This is a genomic window from Haloferax sp. S2CR25 (genome assembly GCF_031624535.1).
Taxonomy (GTDB): Archaea; Halobacteriota; Halobacteria; order Halobacteriales; family Haloferacaceae; genus Haloferax; species Haloferax massiliensis.
Genome location: NZ_JAMQOO010000001.1, coordinates 597,317 through 616,960, shown reverse-complemented (window position 1 = coordinate 616,960; position 19,644 = coordinate 597,317). Strand labels below are relative to the sequence as shown.

The following is a 19,644-nucleotide window of genomic DNA, read 5'->3' as shown; positions in this document are numbered from 1 at the left end:
GTGAGACCGATGTTTTTCTGCGCCGAGTGCCTACCCCCACCTCGTGTGCACACTCATCCTCGCGTGGCAGGTGTTCGAAGCCGCGCCGGTCGTCGTCGCCGCCAACCGCGACGAACTCCTCGGCAGGCCCGCCGAACCGCCCCGGCGGTGGGAAAACGGCGACGGCCCCGCAGTCGTCGCTCCGCGAGATGCCGAGGCTGGCGGCACGTGGGTCGGTTACAACGACGCGGGCGTCTTCGTCGGCATCACCAACCGCTGGGTCGAGGTCGACGGCGGCGGCGAGCGCTCTCGCGGTCACCTCGTCCGCGACGCGCTCCGCCGCGAGACCGCCGAGGACGCGGCGCGGTTCGTCGAGCGCGCGGTCGACGACCACGTCTACGACGGCTTCAATCTCGTCGTCGCCGACGAGAACGCCGCGCTGTTCTTCGAGTGGGACGGCAGTCTGTCGGTTCGGAACTTCGACCCCGGCGTCCGCGTCGTCGTCAACGTCGGCACGCCCGACTCGTGGTTCGTCCCCGAGCGACGGCCCGAGGTGGGCGAGACGCAGGCCGACAACGCCCGGCGACTGGAGGAGGCGCTTCAGCCCGAGCCGAGCGAGTCGGTGACGGCGTGGCGAGAGCGGGCGAAGGCGGCGCTGGGCGACCACGACTTCGGCGTCTGCGTCCACGACCCGGAGGGTCGGTTCGGCACGCGCTCGTCGTCGGTCATCACGCTCGGCGAGGCGGGATTCGCGTACGAATTCGCCGACGGCCCGCCGTGTCAGACCGCCTTCGAACCGGTCGAACGTCAGGATTAAACCGCTCGCACGACGTGTAGGTGGTATGAGCGCGAGCGAAGCCGAGCAAGACCTTTCTTCCGACGAGCACGCGGGACTGGAACTCATCCGCGAGTCGGGCGGCATCCACCAGAGCGACTTCTGGAAAGAACTCGACATCTCCTCCCGGAAGGGGAGCCGCATCGCCGAGGTGCTGGAGTCGCTCGGTCTCATCAAGCGGACCGAGACCGTCTACAACGGCCACACCACCTACTACCTCGAACCCGCCGCGCGCGACCTCGACTTCTCGATGCTGATGGCGGGCGACATGCTCTCGCCGCTCATCGGCGAAGAGGAGATCAACGCCAACAGCAACGCCTTCTCGCAGTGGCTCATGAACCTCGCCTACGAGGAGTACTGAGTCCCCGCGGTCGGGTTGAGAACCAGAGAGACGACCGCTATCCGGTTCTGTTTCCGTTTTTTCCGTGTTTCCGTTTCGTCTCGGCTTCGTCGCGTTCCCCCGAGCCGTGTCCCGTTCCCGCGAGTCGTCGCACTCCTCGCCGACCGTGAGCGACGCGACTCGTTCGCCCGTCGAATCCGGGGCGACGACGCGGTCGCTCGCGGCGTGAGAGTCGCGGCGGAATGCGCGAGAACGGGAACCGAGAACCGAGAACCGCGGGACGCGGCTTACTCTTCGGACTGCTCGTCGTCGTCCTCGGTCGCCAGCAGGTCGTTGGCTTCGAGGTAGCTCTCGATTTCGTCGTTCGACAGTTCGACGAAGCGCTCGGACTCCGCGGAGACGGTCGCCACGTCGACGCCGTCGGGCGCGGTGCCCTCGTCGCTGGTCGAGGCGATGGCTTCGAGCGCGAGTTCGATGCCCTCGTCGAGGGTCAGGTCGTCGCGGAAGTTCTCTTCGAGGTGCTCCTGGTGGTCGCCGCGGTCGGCCCCGATGGAGACGGCCTTCCACTCGTAGGGGGTCCCCGAGGGGTCCGTCTCGTAGAGGCGGGGCGTGCCGTTTTCGACGCCGCCGATGAGGAGCGCGACGCCGAACGGGCGCGCGCCGCCGACCTGCGTGTACTGCTGGATGTGGTCGGTGACTTCCTTGGTCAGCGTCTCGATGCCGATGGGTTCGCCGTAGCGGAGGCGGTTGACCTGCGACTGGCGGCGGGCGAAGTCGATGAGCTGGCGGGCGTCGGCGACGTGGCCGGCGCTCGCGATGCCGATGTGGTCGTCCGCCTTGTGAATCTTCTCGACGCTCGTCGGTTCCATCAGTGGCGAGCGAGAGCGCTTGTCCGCCGCGAGGACGACGCCCTCGGGCGTTCGCACGCCGATGCTCGCGGTGCCGCGCTTGACGGCCTCACGAGCGTATTCGACCTGATAGAGTCGACCATCCGGCGAGAAGATCGTAATCCCGCGGTCGTACGCCTGTTGTTGCGCTTGTCCCTGCATGGAATATCACTCGAAATCGAGTTGCGTCGCGCCCGTGAACCCGTCCGGACCGCCGACGTCCAAGAGTGAGTCGCGGACGACGGCGGTTCGGGATTCGTTCTCGAACACGACGGTTCTCTCCTCGGAAATTCCGGCCCGGCCGTGTAAATACCTTTCCGAACAGGCACGCACTGTCCCCGAGACGCCTCGCACTCTCACCCCGACCGGGTCACCGCCGACGGCGTCGATACAGGCGAGTGCTGCCCGGGCGTCTTCGACGTGCCCGCGCCGGGCGCGGACGACGGTCTCGGCGACGCCGTCGGCGTACTCGAACCCGAGGACGGTCAGGTCGGCGTCGGCGCTCCCGGCGTCGCCGTAGAGGTTCTGGGCGGCGTACCAGAGTTCGCGCTGGAACGGCCCGCGGGCGAGGTCGGCGTCGGGCCACGTCTCGACTTCGACGGCGAGGTAGCGCCGCCGCGGCCGGAGGTGTTTGGGCAGGTGTTTCATCCGTCGCTCACTCGTCGGCGGTCGGCGCTCGCTCGGCGACGAGGACGCCCACCTGCTCGTGGACCGATTCGACGGCCGTGAGGACGAACCCGGCGTCGGTGAGCGCGTCGGCGAGGAAACCGACGGTCGCGGGGTCGTCCACCTCGGGCGAGTAAAACGGCTCGTCGGGGTCGGGCGTCCCGAAGAACATCACGTCGCCGAGGACGAACCGGCGCGGTTCGAGGTCGGCGATGACGCCGATGGCCTCGCGTTTCTCCTCGTCCGAGAGGTGGTGCATGGCGAAGTTCGTGACCACGATGTCCACCTGTTCGTCCCCCGCGTTCGGTTCCCGGAACCGACCTTCGCCGAACTCGACGTTCTCGATGCCGACCTCGGCGGCTTTGGTTCGGGCCTGTTCGAGCATCCCCTCGCTGATGTCGCGGCCGACGACGCGCTTCGCGTCGGGGGCGAGCGCGAGGGCGATAGCGCCCGTGCCGGTTCCGAGGTCGAGCACCACGTCCTCGGGGGAGGGGTCGGCGTAGTGGACGACGAGCGAGACGCACGCGCGGTACTCGTCGCTGTCTTGGGAGTCGTCGTACTCCGCGGCGATGTGTGAAAAGCGGGCGGCGTGTTCCTCAATCGTCTTCTTCATACCGTCCCCGTTTGACGCCGGGGGCTATGAACGACTCGGACGTGCGCTCGCGGTTGCGCGCCGCGAGGCGGCCCCACTCGCGGAGGCCGTCGAGCACCTGCTCGCGGTCGAAGCCGACGACCTCGCCCACCGCGGCCAACTCGCGGGGAGCCCGCAGTTGGAGGTGCGACGACGGGGTCGCGGAGACCACGTAGGGCGCGTCGTAGTACTCGACGAGTTCGCGGAGTTTTCGGAGCGCCGAGATGGCCTGCACGCGGCTTCCGCCGTCGCTTCGGAGCACCGGCCCGAAGTCGAATTCGACGCGGACGCCGTTGTCGCGGGCGGCCTTGGCGAGGACGTGGTTGAAGTTGCCCTCGCCCGCCATCGGCCGGGAGAGCACGTCCACCCGCGGCTGTTCGACGGCGAATCGGTTGAGCGCGTTCGTCCCCCCGCGGAGGACGAGCAGTTCGCGCTGTGGCCGGTAGTTGCCGACCGCGCCGCTGGCCTGCTCCGGGTTCGAGGCGTCGATTTCGACGGCGTCGACGAGATCCGCGTCGAGCGCCTCGCGGAGGCGGTCGTAGTCGGGGCGGGCGTCGAGCGCGCGGACGACGACGCCGTCGTAGTCGTACCGCCCGGCGGCGACGGCGACGCGACTGACCGTGCTCTCGCCGTCGGGGTGTGCGTAGACCGCCTCGTACATACGCCGACTCAGGAACGGGTGGGAAAAGGGCGTTGCGTTCCGGGGCGGCGTGGCGGTGGGGCGGCGTGGCGGCGTGGCGAGCGAACGGGCGAACGCTGGACCGTACGCTCAGATGCCGCGGGAGACGACGAGCGACGCGACGAGGATCGCGGTGACGCCGACGCCCGCGCCGAAGCCGGGGACGTCGATTCCTGACGACGGATCGGCCGTCGTCGCGGCCGGCGAGGACGTCGTTTCGGCCGTCGCGTCGGCGTCTTCGACGTCGGGCGTGAGCGTCGAGCTCTCGGGCATGTCGTACGTCACGAGCGTGGCGTTCTCCTCGTAGATGGTCTGTTGGTCGCGGCGAACCGAGACCTGGACCGGACCGCCGCGGAGCCGCGACAGTTCCGAGAGGTCGAACGTCACGTCGAAGCTGCCGTTTTCGTCGACGCGGACGGCCTTCGAGACGAGGAACGGATGGGTGTCGCCGACGGACTTCACGCGGACGCCGATGAGCGTCCCGGGCGCGTACGGGGTCGTCCCGTGGACGTGCTCGCCGTCGACCGCGTCGAGCGTGAGTTCGTCGCCCGCGTGGTCGATGGCGGTGCCGTCGGCCGCGGCGACGCCGGACAACGGCAGCGCGACCACGACGACGAGGGCGACGATGAGGTGGGGAGGGCGCATCGTCCGGAACGTATCGTCCGGGCAACAAGTACGTTTTGATTAATCAACACTTAGGCGACGAGCGCGGCGACCGCGGCTCGGAGCGCGGCGGCCGCGGTCCGCACGTCGTCGGTGCGCACGTACTCCCTGTCGGCGTGCGCGACCGCACCCTCGTCGTCGGCGAGGTGGCCGGGGCCGAAGACGACGACGGGCGCGGGAGAGAAGTAGGAGGCCTCGGTCGCGGCGGTGAAAGGGCGGACGTCCGCCCGCCCGCCGGCGTCTCGGGAGGCCGCGGCGAGCGTCGTCACGAGTTCGTGGTCGGGGTCGGTCGCGAACGCTTCGAGGAACGGCGTCGGCCGTTCCGTGAGCGCGAAATCGACGCCCACGTCGTCGGACACGCCGTCCGACACCGCGGCCCGGAGCGTCGACCGGAGTTCTTCGCGGAAGCCGTCTGCCGTCTCCGGCGGGACGCTCCGGCGGTCGACTACGAGTCGGCAGTCGGCTGGCACCTGATTCGAGTTCGCGCCGCCGTCGACCATCGTCGGCGTCAGCGTCGCCGGCCCGAGGTCGGGGTGGGCCTCGCGGCCGTCGTCGAACGACCGGAGAGCGTCGAGCACCGGCGCGAGCGCGTCCACGGCGTTGCTCCCGGACTGGGGTTCCGCGGCGTGCGCGGCGACGCCCGACAGGGATACCGTCCCCTCGAACCGGCCCTTCGCGGCCGTACACACGTCGAGGCCGGTCGGCTCGCCGACGATGTACATGTCGCCGTCGAGGTCGAGGGCGGCCGCGCCCGTCGAGAGGAGTTCCTCGTCGGGCGTGATGGCCAGCGTGACTCGGCTGTCGGGGCCGGGGTCGGCGGCGAAAAAGGCCGACAGCAGGGCCGCGAGCGGTCCCTTCGCGTCGCAGGAGCCGCGACCACGGATAACGCCGTCGTCGCGTTCGTACGGGACGTGCGGCGAGACGGTGTCGATGTGCGTGTTGAGGACGAGGTGCGTCGCCGGCTCCGCCGCTCCCTTCGAGGCGACGGTGTTGCCGGCGTCGTCCACGGTCGGGTCGACGCCTGCGGCTTCGAGCGTCTCGACCAGCAGGTCGCGCATCTCGCTCACGTCGTCGTTCGACGCGACGGGGACGGCCCGTTCGAGGAACGCGACGGGGTCGAACCCGTCGGCGTCGCCGCTCATCGCTCGCGGAAGACGATGTCGGCTTCGCCGTCGCCCTCGTGGACGGCGGGGCCGCCGAGGAGCGCCGACCCCTCGTCGGGGACGGTCACGGAGAGCGCGCCGCCCGGCGGGGAGACGGTCACGGGGTCGTCGCCGGAGACGCGCCCGAGTCGCTTCGCGGCCGCGACGACGGCGACCGCGCCGGTGCCGCAGGACTGCGTCTCGCCCTCGACGCCGCGCTCGAAGGTGCGCTGGCGGAAGCCGCCCTCGCCGTCGGGGGAGGCGAGCGTGACGTTCGCGCCCTCGGGGAACACCGGGGCGTGGCGGACCACGGGTGCGACCGATTCGAGGTCAACGTCGTCCACGTCGTCGACGAACGCGACGGCGTGGGGAACGCCCGTGTTGACGGCCGTGACCGTCAGGCCCTCGACCTCGGTCTCGACGAGTTCGTCGTCGGCCGAAAGCGGCACGTCGCGGGGCGAAAAGGAGGGCGCGCCCATCTCGACGGTCACGTCGGTGCCGTCGAGGTTCGCGCGGCGGGTGCCGGCGGGCGTGTCTATCATGACTTCGTCCGTGCCGGTTCGCTCGGCGGCCCACGCGGCCGCGACGCGAGCGCCGTTGCCGCACATGGCGGCGACCGAGCCGTCGGGTTGGACGAGCGTCATGACGACCCGCGGCGGGTCGTAACGCGATTCGAGCGCGAGAAACAGGACGCCGTCGGCGCCGCGTCGCTCGCTTTCGCTCATGGTGATTCCGGCCTCGCGGTCGCAGTGGGTGCGCGCGAAGGCGGGGCGGTCCGGGACGGGGTCGTCTGCGTCGACGACGAAGAAGTCGTTTCCAGTACCGTGGAACTTTTCGAAGGGAACGGTGTTGAGTACGCTCATGGTTCTGTGTGGGTGCTTGGTCAGTTGGGGATGTGCTCGGGTGCGGTTCGTTCGAGTGCGGTGACGTCGTCGAGGGTCTCGCGCCGGCGGGCCACTCGGGGACCGTCGGCGTCGAGGACGACTTCCGGGGGGCGCGGTCGAGAGTTGTAGGTGCTTACCATCTCGTAGCCGTACGCCCCCGCGTTGCCGAGCGCGAGACAGTCGCCGCGCTCGGGTTCGGGGAGGTCGCGGCCGTCGGCGAACACGTCGCTCGTCTCGCAGACGGGGCCCGCGACGATGGTCGAAACCGGGTCGGCGTCGGGCCGAGAGAGATTGGAAATCGCGTGGTACGCGTCGTACATCGCCGGTCGGAGCAGAGTCGTCATACCAGCGTCGATGCCGACGACGGTCGTCTCGGGGGTCTCTTTCACCGTGTTGACTTCCGAGAGGAGGACGCCCGCGTCGGCGACGACGTAGCGGCCGGGTTCGACTGCGAGTCGCGCGTCGACTTCGCCGAGCGCCTCGCGGGTCGCGTCGGCGACGGCGGCGAGGTCGAGCGGCGGTTCGTCCTCGCGGTAGGGGACGCCGAAGCCGCCGCCGACGTCGACGAATTCGAGGTCGCCGACCTCGCGGGCGAGGTCGCCCATCCGGCGGACCAACTCGCGGTGCGCCGAGAGGTCGTCGCCGGAGATGCCGCTTCCGGCGTGGGCGTGGACGCCGACGAGGTCGAACTCCTCGCGCACGTCGGTGGCGAGGTCGGGGACGCGGTCGATGGGGATGCCGAACTTCGCGTGCCCGCCGGTCGTGACCTTCTCGTGGTGACCCGCGCCGACGCCGGGGTTCGCCCGGAGGCAGAGCCGCCCGTCGAAGCCGCGCTCGCGCAGGCGGTCGATAGTGTCCGCCGCGCCGACCGTGACGGTCATCTCGGGGTTCGACTCCCAGCGCGAGACGACGTGGTCGAGGTCGGCGTCCGGCGGGTTGACCGCCGTGTAGCGGACGCGCTCGCCGGGGAAGCCCGCGTCGAGGGCGCGCTCGACCTCGCCCGCGGAGGCGCACTCGGCGTCGACGCCGGCCTCGCGGACGGCTTCGAGCACCGCTCGCCCGGCGTGGGCCTTGACGGCGTAGCTGACGTGCGCCTCGGGGAACGCCTCGCGGAGTCGGACGCAGTTCTCGCGGACGCGACGGAGGTCGGTCACGTACAGCGGCGAGCCGAACTCGTCGGCGAGCGACAGCAGGCGCTCGCGGTCCCAGTCGGCAAGCCGCCGGACGGCCGGCCCGCCGCCGCTCATTCGCGCAGCGCCTCCTCCCGACGGGTCGCGTCGAGGGTGTCGTCCTCGATGTCGAGGGCGACGACCGCGGGCTTGTACGCGCCGCCGGCGAACAGGTCGTGGTCGCCGAGCGACGACTCCACGAACCGCGTGAACGCGCGGCGGTTCGCGGGCAGGTGGCCGTAGTAAATCTCCTCGTCCACGAGGTCGTAGACGGGGATGCGGGGCGTGAGAAGCGTGTTCTCTCCGACGATGGAGTTCTCGCCGACGACGAAGCCGGAGGTGACCCGACAGCCCGCGCCGAGCGCCGCGCCGTCTTCGACGACGACCGGGGCGTCCTCGACGGGTTCGAGCACGCCGCCGATGAGCGTGTTCGCGCCGAGCTTGACGTTCGCGCCGATCTGCGCGCAGGAGCCGACGGTGTCACAGGAGTCCACGAGCGTGCCGTCGCCGACGTGCGCGCCGACGTTCACGAACGAGGGGCTCATCATGATGCAGTCGGAGCCGAGGTACGCGCCGCGGCGGATGGCGGTGCCGTCGGGGGTGTTGCGCGTGCCGCGGTCGCCGAGGTCCTCGGTGTCGCGCAGCGGGAGCACGTCGTGATAGCGGACGTCGCCGTACTCGCGGGCGAGCGTCTCGCGCAGGCCGAAGTTGAGCAGGATGCCCCGCTTGACCCACTCGTTTGCCTCCCACGAGGTCACGTCGGAGCCGGTCTTCTCGGCGGCGCGCACCTCGCCCGCTTCGAGGGCGTCGAGGAACGCGTCGAGCGTGTCGAGCTCGTCGACGGTCGCCGATTCGGCGTCGACGTCGCCGTCGTCGTATCGCTGCCACAGGTCTCGTACGTCGGATTCCAGATTCATTCGAGTACCTCGGTGAAGTCGTACCACCCGGCGTCGCGGTCGGCGAGCCACGCCGCGGCGTCGAGCGCGCCGGCGGCGAAGACCCCCCGCGACCCCGCGCGGTGCGTCAGTGAAAGAGACTCGTGATTTCCAGCCAGTAATACCTCGTGCTCACCGGCAATATCCCCCGCCCGGCGAGCGTGGACGCCGACCTCGCCCTCGGACCGGGACGCTTCGCCCTCGCGGCCGTGGACGCGCTCGGAGTCGCCGCGTACTTCGTCGATGTCGTCAGACTGCGTCTGACGGACCGACGAACGTGCTTCGTCGATGTCGTCGAGGAGGGTCAGCGCCGTCCCGCTCGGGGCGTCGCGCTTGGCGTTGTGGTGCGTCTCCGTGAGTTCGATGTCGTAGCCGTCGAGGGCCGGGACCGCCTCGCGGACGGCCCGGCGGAGCGCCGCGATGCCCCGCGAGAAGTTCGAGGCGTACAGCACCGGGACTTCCGATGCGGCCTCGCGGAGCGCGTCGAAGCCGCCCTCGCTCAGGCCGGTCGTGCCGGTGACGAAGGCGACGCCCGCCGCCGCGCAGGCCGACGCGTACTCGATGCAGGACGCCGGGCCGGTGAAGTCAACCACGGCGTCTGGCTGGTTCGAGGCGAGCAGGTCGGCGAAGTCGGCCGCGTCTTCGACGGCGACGCCCTCGACCTCGTCGCCGGGCGAGCGGCTGACCGCGAAGGCGACGGAGAGGTCGTCGCGGTCGGCGGCCGCGGCGAGGACTTCCCCGCCCATGCGGCCGGTCGCGCCGGTGACGCCGATGGAGACCGTCACTCGCCGGCACCCCCGTCCGGAATCGCCTGCTCCGCTTCGAGGTCGGACAGCAGGCGGCGCAGTTCCTCGGTGTTCTCCTCGGTGAGGCGGGTGAGCGGCGGGCGCAGGCGCGCCGGGCCGTAGCCCCGAATCTCCATGGCCTCCTTGACCGGGATGGGGTTCGTCTCGGAGAACAGGTGGCGGTTCAGCGGGGCGAGGTCGTGGTGAATGTCGCGGGCGCGCTCGTAGTCGCCCTGCAGGGCCGAGTGGACCATCGCGCCGACGCGCGCGGGTTCGACGTTCGCCGTGACCGAGATGGCCCCGACGCCGCCGACCGAGAGAATCGGGAGCGTGAGCGCGTCGTCGCCCGACAGCACCGCGAACTGCTCGTCGCGGGTCCGCTCGACGACCTCCGAAATCTGCCCGAGGTCGCCGCTGGCGGCCTTGTAGGCGGTGATGTTCGGGTGCTCGGCGAGCGTCGCGGCCGTCTCGGGGAGGATGTTGCTCCCGGTGCGGCCGGGGACGTTGTAGACGATTTGCGGCAGGTCGATTTCGTCGGCGATGGTCCGGTAGTGCTCGACGAGGCCGGCCTGCTCGGGCTTGTTGTAGTACGGCGAGATGAGAAGCAGCGCGTCGGCTCCGGCGTCGGCCGAGCGCCGGGAGAGTTCGAGCGCCTCGCGGGTCGAGTTCGACCCGGACCCGGCGATGACGGGCACGTCCTCGACGGCCTCGACGGCCGCCTCGACGACCTCGACGTGTTCGTCGTGGGAGAGCGTCGCGGACTCGCCGGTCGAGCCGACGGGGACGACGCCGTCGACGCCGGCCGCTTCGAGGCGTTGCACGTCGGCTTGGAACTGTTCGAAGTCGATACTGCCGTCCTCGTGGAACGGCGTGGTCATCGCGGGATAGACGCCGCGGAAGTCGAATGATGTCATTGTGGTTGGATGGTGTGGTGACGGTCGTGGAAGCGTTGATATCGGTCGTGTGACCGGAACGTGCGTCAGCCGAAGGCCGCCCGAGACGGGGTCGCTACTCCCGCAACGAGCGATTCAGTACGCACGTTTTTTCGAAAAGAAAGCGGCACGCGACGCTGTCGAGGGTGTGGTGACCTGCGAGAGCCGCGTCGCGTCGTTCACACCGGATGCAGGTGCCGGAAACGTAATATAACTTGCGCCGTCTGCAGGTCCTGCCGGAGCGAGTGGGCGGACTGAGAGGTGTCTCGGGACGCCTTCCGTCCGGTTCTCGGTCGGCGAGGTGGACGCCCGTCCGGGCCACCCCCGTTTCCCCGGATGGTTATTAGCCCGCGCCACCCAACCGTCGTACGAATGACAGAGATTCACCCCAACCAACGCGTCGCCATCCTCGCCGACGCGCAGAACCTCTACCACACGGCACAGAGCCTGTACTCACGGAACATCGACTACTCGTCGCTTCTCCAGAAGGGGACGGCGGGCCGCGCGCTCACCCGCGCCATCGCCTACGTCATCCGGGCGGACTCGCCCGACGAGGGGAGTTTTTTCGATGCACTCGTCGACATCGGTTTCGAGACGAAGATAAAGGACATCAAGACGTTCGGCGACGGCTCGAAGAAGGCCGACTGGGACCTCGGCATCGCGCTCGACGCGGTCAGCCTCGCCGACCACGTGGACACGGTCGTCCTCTGTTCGGGCGACGGCGACTTCGAGCGGCTCTGTACCCACCTCCGCCACGAGGGCGTCCGCGTCGAGGTGATGGCGTTCAGGGAGTCCACCGCCGAGGAACTCGTCGCGGCGGCGGACACGTTCATCGACCTCTCGGAGCGAAAAGAGACGTTCCTGCTGTAGTCGCCGGCTATTCGAACTGCGGAATCGCCGAGTCGCCGTCGATGTCGGGGCCGGCCGTCTCGCTCGGCCCGTCGGTCCCCGCGTCGTGGGCCTCGAAGAAGGCGACCGCGTAGGCGTACTGGAACGTCGCGAGAACCGTCTGTGTCACTATCGAGAGGACGGCGATAGCGGCGATTTCCATCGGCGCGAAGCCGACCCCGGCCTGCGCCGCCGCCGGGTTCGCCGCCTCCTGGACCTGCTGGACGCTCTGGAACGACACAAAGAGGATGACGCCCGTGGCGGGGATGCTGACGACGAGGCCGACAACGAACCGGATGACGGAGTAGCCGAGCGTGGGGACGACGTTGTGCCGGACGAGCCGATAGCTCTCGCCGAACGATTCGATGGGGTCCTTGTCGCCGACGACGACCGCGACCGGGTAGAACTGGATGAAGAAGCTGACGACGAGGTACACCAGTCCGAGGAGGCCCAGGACGGCGATGCCGACCAGGAAGCCGCCGCCGAGGGCGAGATTGGAGACGTCGCCACCGCTGGCTGCGAGGCCGCCGAGACCGAGCGAGACGGCCACGGCGACCACGATGATGACGAACACGATGCCGAAGGCGAGGACGATGCCGAGTTGGACGAAGTTCGCCAGGAGCACCGAGACGTACTTCTCGCGGCCGACGGCCGTGAGCGTCGACAGCGAGGTCGAGCCACCGCCACCGCGGTCGACCGCCTCGTCGGCCATGCCGTAGAGACCGGCGGCGATGAACGGCGTGACGAAGAACGTCGCCGCCATGAGAATGGTCGGAACGAACGGTATCTGCGCCAACTGCGTGGCGAGTTGCGGGAGCGTGACGAGGCCCAAGGCGAGACTGCCGAGGAACAACACCGGGTTCGACCGGATGCCCCGGAGGGCGGTCTGGAGGGATTCTATCGCGGCCATACCTCGACCTGTCGATGCGACGATACGTAAAACGGGTGGGTCGAACCGGCGACGGGCCGGAGCCGCGGCGGCCCCGGCCCCGCGCGAGCGACGGCTCAGGCCGTCGGCGTCGCCAGCCGAGCGACGGCTCAGGCCGTCGGCGTCGCCAGCCGAGCGACGGTGGCGACCGCGCCGACCGCCGCGATGGCGGCCAGCACCGTCGGGAGCCGCCAGTCGAGCGCCGTCCGCGTGAGAAGCATACTGCTCGCGAGCAGCAGCGCGGTCCCCACGGCGGCGAGTCGAACGTCCACGGACATACTCCGAGGGCGGTCTGTCCCGTACTTAGGGCTTTCCGTCTCGAACGTGCGTGCTAACCCGGTGCACGCGGCCGGACGGGACCGCGACCCACTTTAGCCGGCGGGGCGAACGGCGGGGTATGACCGAAGGCCACGCGACCGATTTGGACGACCTCCGGGTCGTCGCCGACTACCAGTTCGGGGCCGGCGCGGGCGACGCGCTGTTCCCGGTCGACGCCGACATCGAACTCTCGCGCTCGCGGAGCGGCCGCCCGCGACAGGTGTACGTCGAGGGCGACCGCGTCACCTCCTACGGCACCGACGGCCGGTTCACGCTCGGCGTCGCCGGCGGCCGCCGCCTCTACGACGCCCTCGACGCCGACGCCTACGTCGTCCGCGTCGGCGACGAGTCGGTGCCGTTCGTCAGCGACGGCAAGAACGCCTTCGCCAAGTTCGTCACCGACGCCGACCCGGCGGTTCGCTCGGGCGACGAGGTGTGCGTCGTCGGCCCCGACGGCGATCTCTTGGGCGTCGGTCGCGCGGAACTCTCCGCCGACGCGATGCTCGACTTCGAGGCGGGGATGGCGGTTCGCGTGCGCGAGGGCGCGGACGAGGAGTGAGGTGAAGTCGGGGGATTTCGGGCGTTACGCCGCTGTTGGGATTCTAGAGAGGTGGGAGAGATGGGGTGCGAGACGTAGAGGGTGAGTTCAGCACGACAAAGAGGCTCTACCCACAGACCACATTCTAAACCTCTCGTTCAGTTGGGGTCCGTATCAACTACCGTCTTAGCGTACTGATTTCGCCCAAATCGGTTCAATAATGTTACTTGGTTGGGGAGTCGTGATTTTCTATGGCTTCTGGGCGCTACCCTCGTATCACGGTTACTGAAGGCCCTCAACCCAGCAAGAAACCCTTCCAGCTCAGTATGGAGAAGCTACGCGATTTCTCATCCGATGCACCTGCTCAGATTCGGGGTTCATTTGAGAATCGTTCCTCCGAAGAGCAAACGGTTGGCTTCGGCGCAATCCAGCCGTACTCCAGTATCTGGAGTGAAGGCCAAGGATGGCTTGTTCTCATTCCGAGTGACCGTCAGGTACAGAGACACGCCTTCGGAACAAGATTATCCCGGACCGCTCGGTCGAGGGGTGCTGGCAGACGAATCTTGTTCACTTCGTTCTTCCTGACGTGCTTAGATGGCAGTCACTCGATGCGGGAGAGTGCATTCAGACCGAATACACTGTACTGCATTACCCGGAGCGGGAAATATTGGAGGCCACGATGGACAAGTGGGTGAGTAACCGACCCGAAGATATGGGTTGTCTTCCCGCAGGGGAACACCGCTTTACCGAATCATTTGTGCCGAAAGTTAGAGCGGACACGACATGGGAAGCGTTTGAGTGGAGCTATACACTCACGATTGAAGAATAGCTCTCCATCTGCCGACTCGGACGACCGAAGCCCGGCAAGTTACCATGACCGATTCGCGCTCTATCCAGCACAGCCGCAACAAACAATCACCGGCAGAGAACTTCGACGGCACCGGTTTTCAGAGGTACGGCGCGAGTCCGAGCGCCGAGACGAGCGGGACGCCCGCGACGACCGAGCCGACGAGGTAGCCGCCGATTGCGCCGCCGTTAAGAAGCGGCAGGCCGGCGTGCGCCCGCCCCTTCATCACGGCCCACATCAGCCCGGAGAACCCGGCGAACGTCCCGACCATGGCGAGGAGCGCCGGGAGGTTCAGCGCCGGGAGCGCGCCGACGCCGAGCGACGGCGCTTCGGAGAAGAACGCGCCCGAAGCGACCATCACGGTCGGCATGACCGCGTCGCCGAGGCCGATGAAGAAGGCGTCGCGTTCGCCGGAATCCGACTCGGCGTCGGTGTCGGCAGTGGTGTCAGCCGTCTCCGCGTCGGCCACCTCTGCCGGTTCGCCGCCGTCGGTCGCGTTCTCGCCGTCGCCGACCTCGTTGGCGTCGCGGTCGAAGTCGCTGTCGAGAAGCGAGTACGACAGCGTCGTCGGGATGACGAGCACGACCGGGATGCGGAGGTCCATCACGCCCTCCGCGAGGTCGAGCATGTGCTTGGTCTTGTAGACGCTGATGGCGTCGTAGACCGCGAGGACCGAGAGGAGCACGATAGCGGGCAACAGGCCGAAGCTGATGCCGAACAGGGCGGCCGCGCCCGCGCCCATGAGCACCCCGGCGGCGTCGATGACGTACCACTCGGGGTAGACGAGCAGCGCGAGCGCCACGGCCGCCGAGAGGCCGACGGCGACGAGCGCGCTGGGAATGAGCGCGGCGAAGACGTACCACGCGAGCAGGCCGCTCGTGAAGACGATGACGAGGCGGATGAGCTGGTCGAGGTCGTACTTGAACGCCGCGAGCATGAACGCGGTCATGACGATAATCGCGCCGATGTAGAGGAGGCTGTTCGTCGGGTCGGAGGGGTCTTCGACCGTCTGGTACCCCTGTTCGAAGAACGTCGGCACGAGGGCGAGCGCCCCCAGTTGCACGACGAGGAAGATGAGGGCGGCGAGGGCGACCCCCCGATAGGCGCGGCGTGACATGCAGGGGCGTTCCCACCCGAGGGGTATGGGGGTTGCGCTCTGGCGTCGTCAGCGAGCGTAGAGCTTGCTGCCGACGAGGCGGGCGGGCGAGCCGTCGTCCGCGGTGACGGCGACGTAGGGTCGGTCGACCGGGCCGAACACGTCGACGACCCGGCCGACGGTCGACAGCGATTCGTCGAGGACCATCGTACCGATGTCCGGGTGGTCGTCGTCGTCGAGGCGGACGATGGCGAGTCCCTGCGCCGTTCGGGAGACCGTGCCGATTCGTCGCATCAGTCGCGGAGGATTCCGACGTAGGCGGCGACCGCCTGCACGATGTCGTTTTTCGTGGCGTCGTCGGCGTTGTTCACGAGGACGCGCCCGCGGGTGTCGAACTCGCGGGAGTATCGCTTGTCCCGTTCGATGACGGCGTCGTAGCCGACCTGCTGGACGGCCTTCGCAATCTCGTCGACGGTCGGTTCTTCGACCGCCGCGGACTGGGCGACCCGCCGGCCCTCGCTGCGCGAGAGAGAGGCGTCGAGGTAGGCGGGGTAGATGACGTTCTCGACCATACCCGTGTGTCCGCCACCCGACGGTAATACGGTTGTGGTCTCACGGAGCCGGGAGCACGGGGTGGAGAAACGGAGACGGCGTGGGTCTCGGCGCGGTTATCGGCGGCGCGCGAGCAGGACCACCGCGCCGACGGCGGCGAGGCCGGCGACGACGCCGAACCCGGGCGCGTCGCTCTCGGTGGTCGATTCAGACGACCCGGTCGTCGCGGTCGATTCGGCCGCGTCGGTTTCGGTCGCGTCGGTTGCAGTCGCGTCCGCGGCCGTGGTCGTCTCAGTTGCGTCCTCGGTCGCGGATTCCGGGGACTCCGTCGCCGATTCGGTTTCGAGTTGCCGGTAGCGCTCGTAGGCGTCGGGGTGGACCGCTTCGAGAATCGCCTCGCTCGCCTCGATTGCCCGCGGGGCGGGCTGTTGGAGCTTGTGCGCCTCGATGACGATGACGTTACCCTCCTGTATCGCCGTCGTGCTGTTGTACGCCGGACTGCTCGGGACGGGCGCGTGGTCGGGGACGACGATGTACTCGGGGTTCATCTCGACGACGCGTTCCTCGTTAATCTGGACGAAGCCGGTGAGGTTCGCCTCCGCCGCGCCGTTGCGCAGGCCGGCGGTCGTCATGATGTCGGAGATGAACGTGCCCAACCCGGAGCTGTAGCCGAAAAAGGAGTTGAGGCCGACCGGGCGCTCCGCGCCGTCGAGGGCTTGTTCCATGTGCTGCATCGACTCGCGCATCTCGCTCGCGCGCTCGACGCCGGCCTCGCAGTTGCCGGTCATGCGGCCGACGCGTTCGACCTTGTCGGCGACGGCGTCGAGCGACTTCCCGGACTCGAAGACGACGACCGAGATGTCCGCCGAGCGAAGCTGTTCGATGCGGTCGGGCTCGGCGTTGTACGAGGAGTTCGGGACCAACACGAGGTCGGGTTCGAGACCGATGACCGCCTCGACGTTGAGCCCGCCGGAGCCGGAGACGTTCCCCTTTTCGGCCGCGCCGTCGAGGTACGTGGCGTACTGCGAGACGCCGACGACCTCGTCGCGCGCGCCGAGTTCCCACATGGTCTGGGCGGCGCTCGGGTTGGTCGTGACGACCCGCTCGGGGTCCTCGGCGATGGTGACGTCGGTCCCCGTGGCGTCGGTGACCGTCACCGGGAACGTACACGTCGCGGTCTGGTGCGGTGCCGCTTGCCCTACCGCGGCCGCGGCCGGTGCCGGAACCCCGGCGAACACGGTCGCGAACGCGAGCAGGGCGACGACGAGTTGTCGGTTCACGGTAGTGGCCTCAGCGGCTGTTCAATAAATATTTACCTACTGAAAGCGCGGTTGTGCTCAATGAGCGTTCGAACGCGGGCGACCACGTGGTCGCTCGGTCTCTCCGGGCTCCTGCTTTTGGTCGTCGTCGCGAGCGCCGGAATCGGGGCCGTGACCATCCCGCCGCGGACCGTCGCCGCCATCCTCGCGGACGCGTTGCCCGTCCCCGTCGGCGTCTCTCTCGGCGGCGCGACGGCCCTCCCCGTCGTCGGGCCGGTTCCGACGCCGACGCTGGAGTTCGCTTCGCCGTTCGAGTTCGCCGTCCCCAGACCCGCCCGCATCATCGTGCTCTCGGTCCGCCTGCCCCGCATCCTCCTCGCGGCGCTCGTCGGCTTCGCGCTCGCCACCGCGGGAACCGTGATGCAGGGCTTCTTCCGCAACCCGATGGCCGACCCCTCCATCGTCGGCGTCTCCTCCGGGGCCGCCGTCGGCGCGGTCGCGACCATCGTGCTGTCGCTTTCGATTCCGTTCGGGATGGAGGGCGCGGCGTTCGTCAGCGCCGTCGTCACCGCCTTCGTCGTCTACCTCATCGCCACCGAGAGCGGTCGGACGCCCGTGGCGACCCTGCTTCTCGCGGGGGTCGCCGTCCAGACGTTCCTCGGCGCGGTCATTTCGTTTCTCCTCCTCCAGAGCGGCGAGAGCCTCCGGCAGGTCGTCTTCTGGCTCATGGGCCACCTCGCGGGCGCGACGTGGAGCGAGGTCGGCATGCTCGCCCTCGTCCTGCCGCTTCCCTTCGTGCTCCTCGTGGCCCACGCCCGCGACCTGAACGTCCTGCTCCTCGGCGAGGAGGACGCCCACGCTCTCGGCATCGAAGTCGAGCGGACGAAACAGCTCCTCCTCGCCACCGCGAGCGTCGTCACCGCCGCGGCCGTCTCGGTCTCCGGCGTCATCGGCTTCGTCGGCCTCGTCGTCCCCCACATGCTCCGGCTCCTCGTCGGCCCCGACCACCGGGTGTTGCTCCCGGCGTCGGCGCTGGCGGGCGCGTCGTTCCTCGTCGCCACCGACACCGTCGCCCGCTCCGGCGGCGCGGAGATTCCGGTCGGCGTCGTCACCGCGGCCGTCGGCGCGCCCTTCTTCCTCTACCTGCTCCGCACGCGGGAGGTGCGCTCGCCGTGAGCGACCGCGACCCCGCCGCCGACGCGGATTCACCGGACTCAGACCCCTTCGGCGACGCCGACCCGGCGATTCGCCTCGACGACGTGTCGGTCTCCCTCGGCGGCACCCGGATTCTCGACGCCGTCTCGGTCGACGTGGGCGAAGGCACGTTCGTCGGCCTCATCGGTCCCAACGGCGCGGGGAAGACGACGCTCCTCCGGGTCCTCAACGGCGCGCTCGCACCCGACGAGGGAGCGGTCCGCGTCGCCGGCGAGGACGTCCACGCCCTGTCGTCGAAGGCGGCGAGCAGGGTCGTGGCGACGGTCCCCCAGACCACGAGCGTCACCTTCGACTTCCCCGTCCGCGACGTCGTCGAGATGGGCCGCACGCCACACCGCGGGCGCTTCGAGGGTTGGCGCGAGCGCGACGAGACCGCCGTCGAGGCCGCCATGCGCCGGACCGCCGTCGAATCGCTCGCCGAGCGCCCCGTCACGGAAGTCAGCGGCGGCGAGCGCCAGCGCGTCCTCATCGCCCGCGCGCTGGCACAGGAGACGCCCGTCCTGCTCCTCGACGAGCCGACCGCCAGCCTCGACATCAACCACCAGGTCCGCACGCTCGAACTCGTCTCCGACCTCGTCGCCGACGGGACGACCGCGGTCGCGGCCATCCACGACCTCAACCTCGCGGCCCACTACTGCGACGCGCTGGTCCTCCTGTCGGGCGGGCGCGTCCTCTCGGCGGGCGACCCCGCGGCGGTGCTCTCCGAGGAGAACCTCCGCGAGGCGTTCGACGCCGAGGCGGTCGTCTCGCGGCACCCCGTCACCGGTTCGGTGTACGTGACCGCCCTCCCACCGCCTTCGGACGACGCCAACGGCCGGGTCCACGTCGTCGGCGGGGGCGGCACCGGCGCGCGGGCGCTCCACCTGCTGTCGGCGGCCGGCTACGCGCTGTCCGCCGGCGCGCTCAACGAGGGCGACACAGACGCCGAGGCCGCCCGCGGGGTCGGCGCGGACCTCGTGACCGTGCCGCCGTACTCGCCGGTCGACGACGCCGCGCGGGCCGCGGTCGAGTCGCGGGTCGAAGCCGCCGACGTGACCGTCGTCGCCGACGTGGAGGTCGGCGGCGGCAACCTCGCCAACCTCGAAGCCGCGGCCGAGGCCGACCGCCTCGTCCTCGTCGAACAGCGACCGTTCTCGGAGCGGAACTACGCCGGCGACGACGGCTTCGCGGTCTACGAGCGCCTGCGGGAGCGCGGCCGAGTCGTCGAACCGGGCGACCTCCTGTCTGTCGTCGGCGAACTCGCCTGCGACTCGTTCCGGGAGCGCGACGGCGGACCCACCGACTCCGACGACGGTGAAGGCGGTTCCGACGACGGTGCAACCGGCCCCGAGGACCGCGAGACGCCCGCGAGCGCCGACTCCACCGACTCCACCGACTCCACCGACCGCGAATCGACCGACTCCGACACTGTCACCGACGGCCGAGCGTCGGACTTATTTTCCAGTTAAGCTGTCGTTGCGCGGTGCTACGGGCAGT

Annotated in this window: 23 protein-coding genes; 6 read left to right on the top strand and 17 right to left on the bottom strand. The window is 69.4% G+C overall.

From position 1 onward, the window contains the following. The first annotated feature begins 43 nt into the window (after positions 1-43). Together NDI65_RS03255 and NDI65_RS03250 are read left to right on the top strand one after the other, a co-directional pair. Positions 44-796: an NRDE family protein gene (locus tag NDI65_RS03255; RefSeq protein WP_310893400.1), complete on the top strand. Its 753-nt coding sequence runs from the start codon at positions 44-46 to the stop codon at positions 794-796. 25 nt (positions 797-821) lie between these two features. Next, positions 822-1,175, top strand: a complete 354-nt coding sequence (locus NDI65_RS03250; RefSeq protein WP_058567171.1) for a transcription factor — start codon at positions 822-824, stop codon at positions 1,173-1,175. A gap of 266 nt (positions 1,176-1,441) precedes the next feature. Here NDI65_RS03250 and psmA read toward each other — a convergent pair whose 3' ends face one another. The 11 genes from psmA to dapA form a co-directional block, all read right to left on the bottom strand. Further along, complete coding sequence (gene psmA, locus NDI65_RS03245) at positions 1,442-2,203, bottom strand: archaeal proteasome endopeptidase complex subunit alpha (RefSeq protein ID WP_089778489.1); 762 nt, start codon at positions 2,201-2,203, stop codon at positions 1,442-1,444. Positions 2,204-2,209: 6 nt separating this feature from the next. Continuing rightward, positions 2,210-2,689, bottom strand: a complete 480-nt coding sequence (locus NDI65_RS03240) for an Rpp14/Pop5 family protein (RefSeq protein ID WP_089778487.1) — start codon at positions 2,687-2,689, stop codon at positions 2,210-2,212. Positions 2,690-2,696: 7 nt separating this feature from the next. Then, positions 2,697-3,320: a class I SAM-dependent methyltransferase gene (locus NDI65_RS03235; protein ID WP_089778485.1), complete on the bottom strand. Its 624-nt coding sequence runs from the start codon at positions 3,318-3,320 to the stop codon at positions 2,697-2,699. Beyond that, positions 3,304-3,999 (bottom strand): RNase P subunit p30 family protein, encoded by a 696-nt coding sequence (locus NDI65_RS03230; protein ID WP_089778484.1) that lies wholly within the window; start codon positions 3,997-3,999, stop codon positions 3,304-3,306. The genes NDI65_RS03235 and NDI65_RS03230 overlap by 17 nt, the downstream gene beginning before the upstream one ends. A 108-nt stretch (positions 4,000-4,107) precedes the next feature. Next, positions 4,108-4,662, bottom strand: a complete 555-nt coding sequence (locus NDI65_RS03225; protein WP_089778482.1) for a BGTF surface domain-containing protein — start codon at positions 4,660-4,662, stop codon at positions 4,108-4,110. A gap of 50 nt (positions 4,663-4,712) precedes the next feature. Next, positions 4,713-5,822, bottom strand: a complete 1,110-nt coding sequence (locus NDI65_RS03220; RefSeq protein WP_310893399.1) for a M20 family metallopeptidase — start codon at positions 5,820-5,822, stop codon at positions 4,713-4,715. Continuing rightward, on the bottom strand, positions 5,819-6,685 hold the full coding sequence (dapF, locus tag NDI65_RS03215; RefSeq protein WP_089778478.1) for a diaminopimelate epimerase: 867 nt from the start codon (positions 6,683-6,685) through the stop codon (positions 5,819-5,821). Before dapF ends, NDI65_RS03220 begins: the two co-directional genes overlap by 4 nt. A 20-nt stretch (positions 6,686-6,705) precedes the next feature. Then, positions 6,706-7,953 (bottom strand): diaminopimelate decarboxylase, encoded by a 1,248-nt coding sequence (gene lysA, locus NDI65_RS03210; RefSeq protein ID WP_089778477.1) that lies wholly within the window; start codon positions 7,951-7,953, stop codon positions 6,706-6,708. Further along, on the bottom strand, positions 7,950-8,792 hold the full coding sequence (locus tag NDI65_RS03205; RefSeq protein WP_004063933.1) for a 2,3,4,5-tetrahydropyridine-2,6-dicarboxylate N-succinyltransferase: 843 nt from the start codon (positions 8,790-8,792) through the stop codon (positions 7,950-7,952). The genes lysA and NDI65_RS03205 overlap by 4 nt, the downstream gene beginning before the upstream one ends. Further along, positions 8,789-9,595 (bottom strand): 4-hydroxy-tetrahydrodipicolinate reductase, encoded by an 807-nt coding sequence (gene dapB / locus NDI65_RS03200; protein ID WP_089778473.1) that lies wholly within the window; start codon positions 9,593-9,595, stop codon positions 8,789-8,791. Before dapB ends, NDI65_RS03205 begins: the two co-directional genes overlap by 4 nt. Beyond that, complete coding sequence (dapA, locus tag NDI65_RS03195) at positions 9,592-10,509, bottom strand: 4-hydroxy-tetrahydrodipicolinate synthase (protein WP_310893398.1); 918 nt, start codon at positions 10,507-10,509, stop codon at positions 9,592-9,594. The genes dapB and dapA overlap by 4 nt, the downstream gene beginning before the upstream one ends. A gap of 390 nt (positions 10,510-10,899) precedes the next feature. Between dapA and NDI65_RS03190 the strand changes: the two genes are divergently transcribed. Beyond that, positions 10,900-11,397, top strand: coding sequence for an NYN domain-containing protein (locus tag NDI65_RS03190; protein WP_089778470.1), 498 nt, complete (start codon positions 10,900-10,902; stop codon positions 11,395-11,397). A gap of 7 nt (positions 11,398-11,404) precedes the next feature. On the opposite strand, the gene NDI65_RS03185 is transcribed toward NDI65_RS03190, so the two are convergent. Together NDI65_RS03185 and NDI65_RS03180 are read right to left on the bottom strand one after the other, a co-directional pair. After that, positions 11,405-12,325: a hypothetical protein gene (locus NDI65_RS03185; RefSeq protein ID WP_089778468.1), complete on the bottom strand. Its 921-nt coding sequence runs from the start codon at positions 12,323-12,325 to the stop codon at positions 11,405-11,407. Between the two features lie 128 nt (positions 12,326-12,453). Further along, complete coding sequence (locus NDI65_RS03180) at positions 12,454-12,621, bottom strand: hypothetical protein (protein WP_167344101.1); 168 nt, start codon at positions 12,619-12,621, stop codon at positions 12,454-12,456. A gap of 119 nt (positions 12,622-12,740) precedes the next feature. Here NDI65_RS03180 and NDI65_RS03175 point away from each other — a divergent pair, with 119 nt between their 5' ends. Continuing rightward, a complete protein-coding gene (locus NDI65_RS03175; protein ID WP_089778466.1) occupies positions 12,741-13,220 on the top strand; it encodes a PUA domain-containing protein in 480 nt (159 codons plus the stop codon). A 926-nt stretch (positions 13,221-14,146) separates the two neighbouring features. On the opposite strand, the gene NDI65_RS03170 is transcribed toward NDI65_RS03175, so the two are convergent. From NDI65_RS03170 to NDI65_RS03155, 4 genes are all read right to left on the bottom strand, one after another. Continuing rightward, entirely contained in the window at positions 14,147-15,163 is a 1,017-nt protein-coding gene (locus NDI65_RS03170) for a presenilin family intramembrane aspartyl protease PSH (RefSeq protein WP_089778464.1), read from the bottom strand. A 48-nt stretch (positions 15,164-15,211) separates the two neighbouring features. After that, positions 15,212-15,436, bottom strand: a complete 225-nt coding sequence (locus NDI65_RS03165) for a Gar1/Naf1 family protein (protein WP_089778462.1) — start codon at positions 15,434-15,436, stop codon at positions 15,212-15,214. After that, positions 15,436-15,714, bottom strand: coding sequence for a signal recognition particle subunit SRP19 (gene srp19, locus NDI65_RS03160; protein WP_089778460.1), 279 nt, complete (start codon positions 15,712-15,714; stop codon positions 15,436-15,438). The genes NDI65_RS03165 and srp19 overlap by 1 nt, the downstream gene beginning before the upstream one ends. 96 nt (positions 15,715-15,810) lie before the next feature. Beyond that, positions 15,811-16,974 carry a PGF-CTERM-anchored ABC transporter substrate-binding protein gene (locus tag NDI65_RS03155; protein ID WP_089778458.1) on the bottom strand — a complete coding sequence of 388 codons (1,164 nt, stop codon included), beginning with the start codon at positions 16,972-16,974 and terminating at the stop codon, positions 15,811-15,813. 60 nt (positions 16,975-17,034) lie between these two features. On the opposite strand from NDI65_RS03155, the gene btuC reads away from it, so the two are divergent. Then, complete coding sequence (btuC, locus tag NDI65_RS03150; protein WP_007273436.1) at positions 17,035-18,129, top strand: vitamin B12 ABC transporter permease BtuC; 1,095 nt, start codon at positions 17,035-17,037, stop codon at positions 18,127-18,129. Continuing rightward, complete coding sequence (locus NDI65_RS03145; RefSeq protein ID WP_007273437.1) at positions 18,126-19,616, top strand: heme ABC transporter ATP-binding protein; 1,491 nt, start codon at positions 18,126-18,128, stop codon at positions 19,614-19,616. Before btuC ends, NDI65_RS03145 begins: the two co-directional genes overlap by 4 nt. Positions 19,617-19,644 lie beyond the last annotated feature (28 nt).

Coding starts and splice junctions, on each gene's coding strand:
- NDI65_RS03250 (WP_058567171.1), top strand. CDS start 822: ATGAGCGCGAGCGAAGCCGAGCAAGACCTTTCTTCCGACGAGCACGCG.
- psmA (WP_089778489.1), bottom strand. CDS start 2,203: ATGCAGGGACAAGCGCAACAACAGGCGTACGACCGCGGGATTACGATC.
- NDI65_RS03240 (WP_089778487.1), bottom strand. CDS start 2,689: ATGAAACACCTGCCCAAACACCTCCGGCCGCGGCGGCGCTACCTCGCC.
- NDI65_RS03235 (WP_089778485.1), bottom strand. CDS start 3,320: ATGAAGAAGACGATTGAGGAACACGCCGCCCGCTTTTCACACATCGCC.
- NDI65_RS03230 (WP_089778484.1), bottom strand. CDS start 3,999: ATGTACGAGGCGGTCTACGCACACCCCGACGGCGAGAGCACGGTCAGT.
- NDI65_RS03225 (WP_089778482.1), bottom strand. CDS start 4,662: ATGCGCCCTCCCCACCTCATCGTCGCCCTCGTCGTCGTGGTCGCGCTG.
- NDI65_RS03220 (WP_310893399.1), bottom strand. CDS start 5,822: ATGAGCGGCGACGCCGACGGGTTCGACCCCGTCGCGTTCCTCGAACGG.
- dapF (WP_089778478.1), bottom strand. CDS start 6,685: ATGAGCGTACTCAACACCGTTCCCTTCGAAAAGTTCCACGGTACTGGA.
- lysA (WP_089778477.1), bottom strand. CDS start 7,953: ATGAGCGGCGGCGGGCCGGCCGTCCGGCGGCTTGCCGACTGGGACCGC.
- NDI65_RS03205 (WP_004063933.1), bottom strand. CDS start 8,792: ATGAATCTGGAATCCGACGTACGAGACCTGTGGCAGCGATACGACGAC.
- dapA (WP_310893398.1), bottom strand. CDS start 10,509: ATGACATCATTCGACTTCCGCGGCGTCTATCCCGCGATGACCACGCCG.
- NDI65_RS03190 (WP_089778470.1), top strand. CDS start 10,900: ATGACAGAGATTCACCCCAACCAACGCGTCGCCATCCTCGCCGACGCG.
- NDI65_RS03185 (WP_089778468.1), bottom strand. CDS start 12,325: ATGGCCGCGATAGAATCCCTCCAGACCGCCCTCCGGGGCATCCGGTCG.
- NDI65_RS03180 (WP_167344101.1), bottom strand. CDS start 12,621: ATGTCCGTGGACGTTCGACTCGCCGCCGTGGGGACCGCGCTGCTGCTC.
- NDI65_RS03175 (WP_089778466.1), top strand. CDS start 12,741: ATGACCGAAGGCCACGCGACCGATTTGGACGACCTCCGGGTCGTCGCC.
- NDI65_RS03170 (WP_089778464.1), bottom strand. CDS start 15,163: ATGTCACGCCGCGCCTATCGGGGGGTCGCCCTCGCCGCCCTCATCTTC.
- NDI65_RS03165 (WP_089778462.1), bottom strand. CDS start 15,436: ATGCGACGAATCGGCACGGTCTCCCGAACGGCGCAGGGACTCGCCATC.
- srp19 (WP_089778460.1), bottom strand. CDS start 15,714: ATGGTCGAGAACGTCATCTACCCCGCCTACCTCGACGCCTCTCTCTCG.
- btuC (WP_007273436.1), top strand. CDS start 17,035: ATGAGCGTTCGAACGCGGGCGACCACGTGGTCGCTCGGTCTCTCCGGG.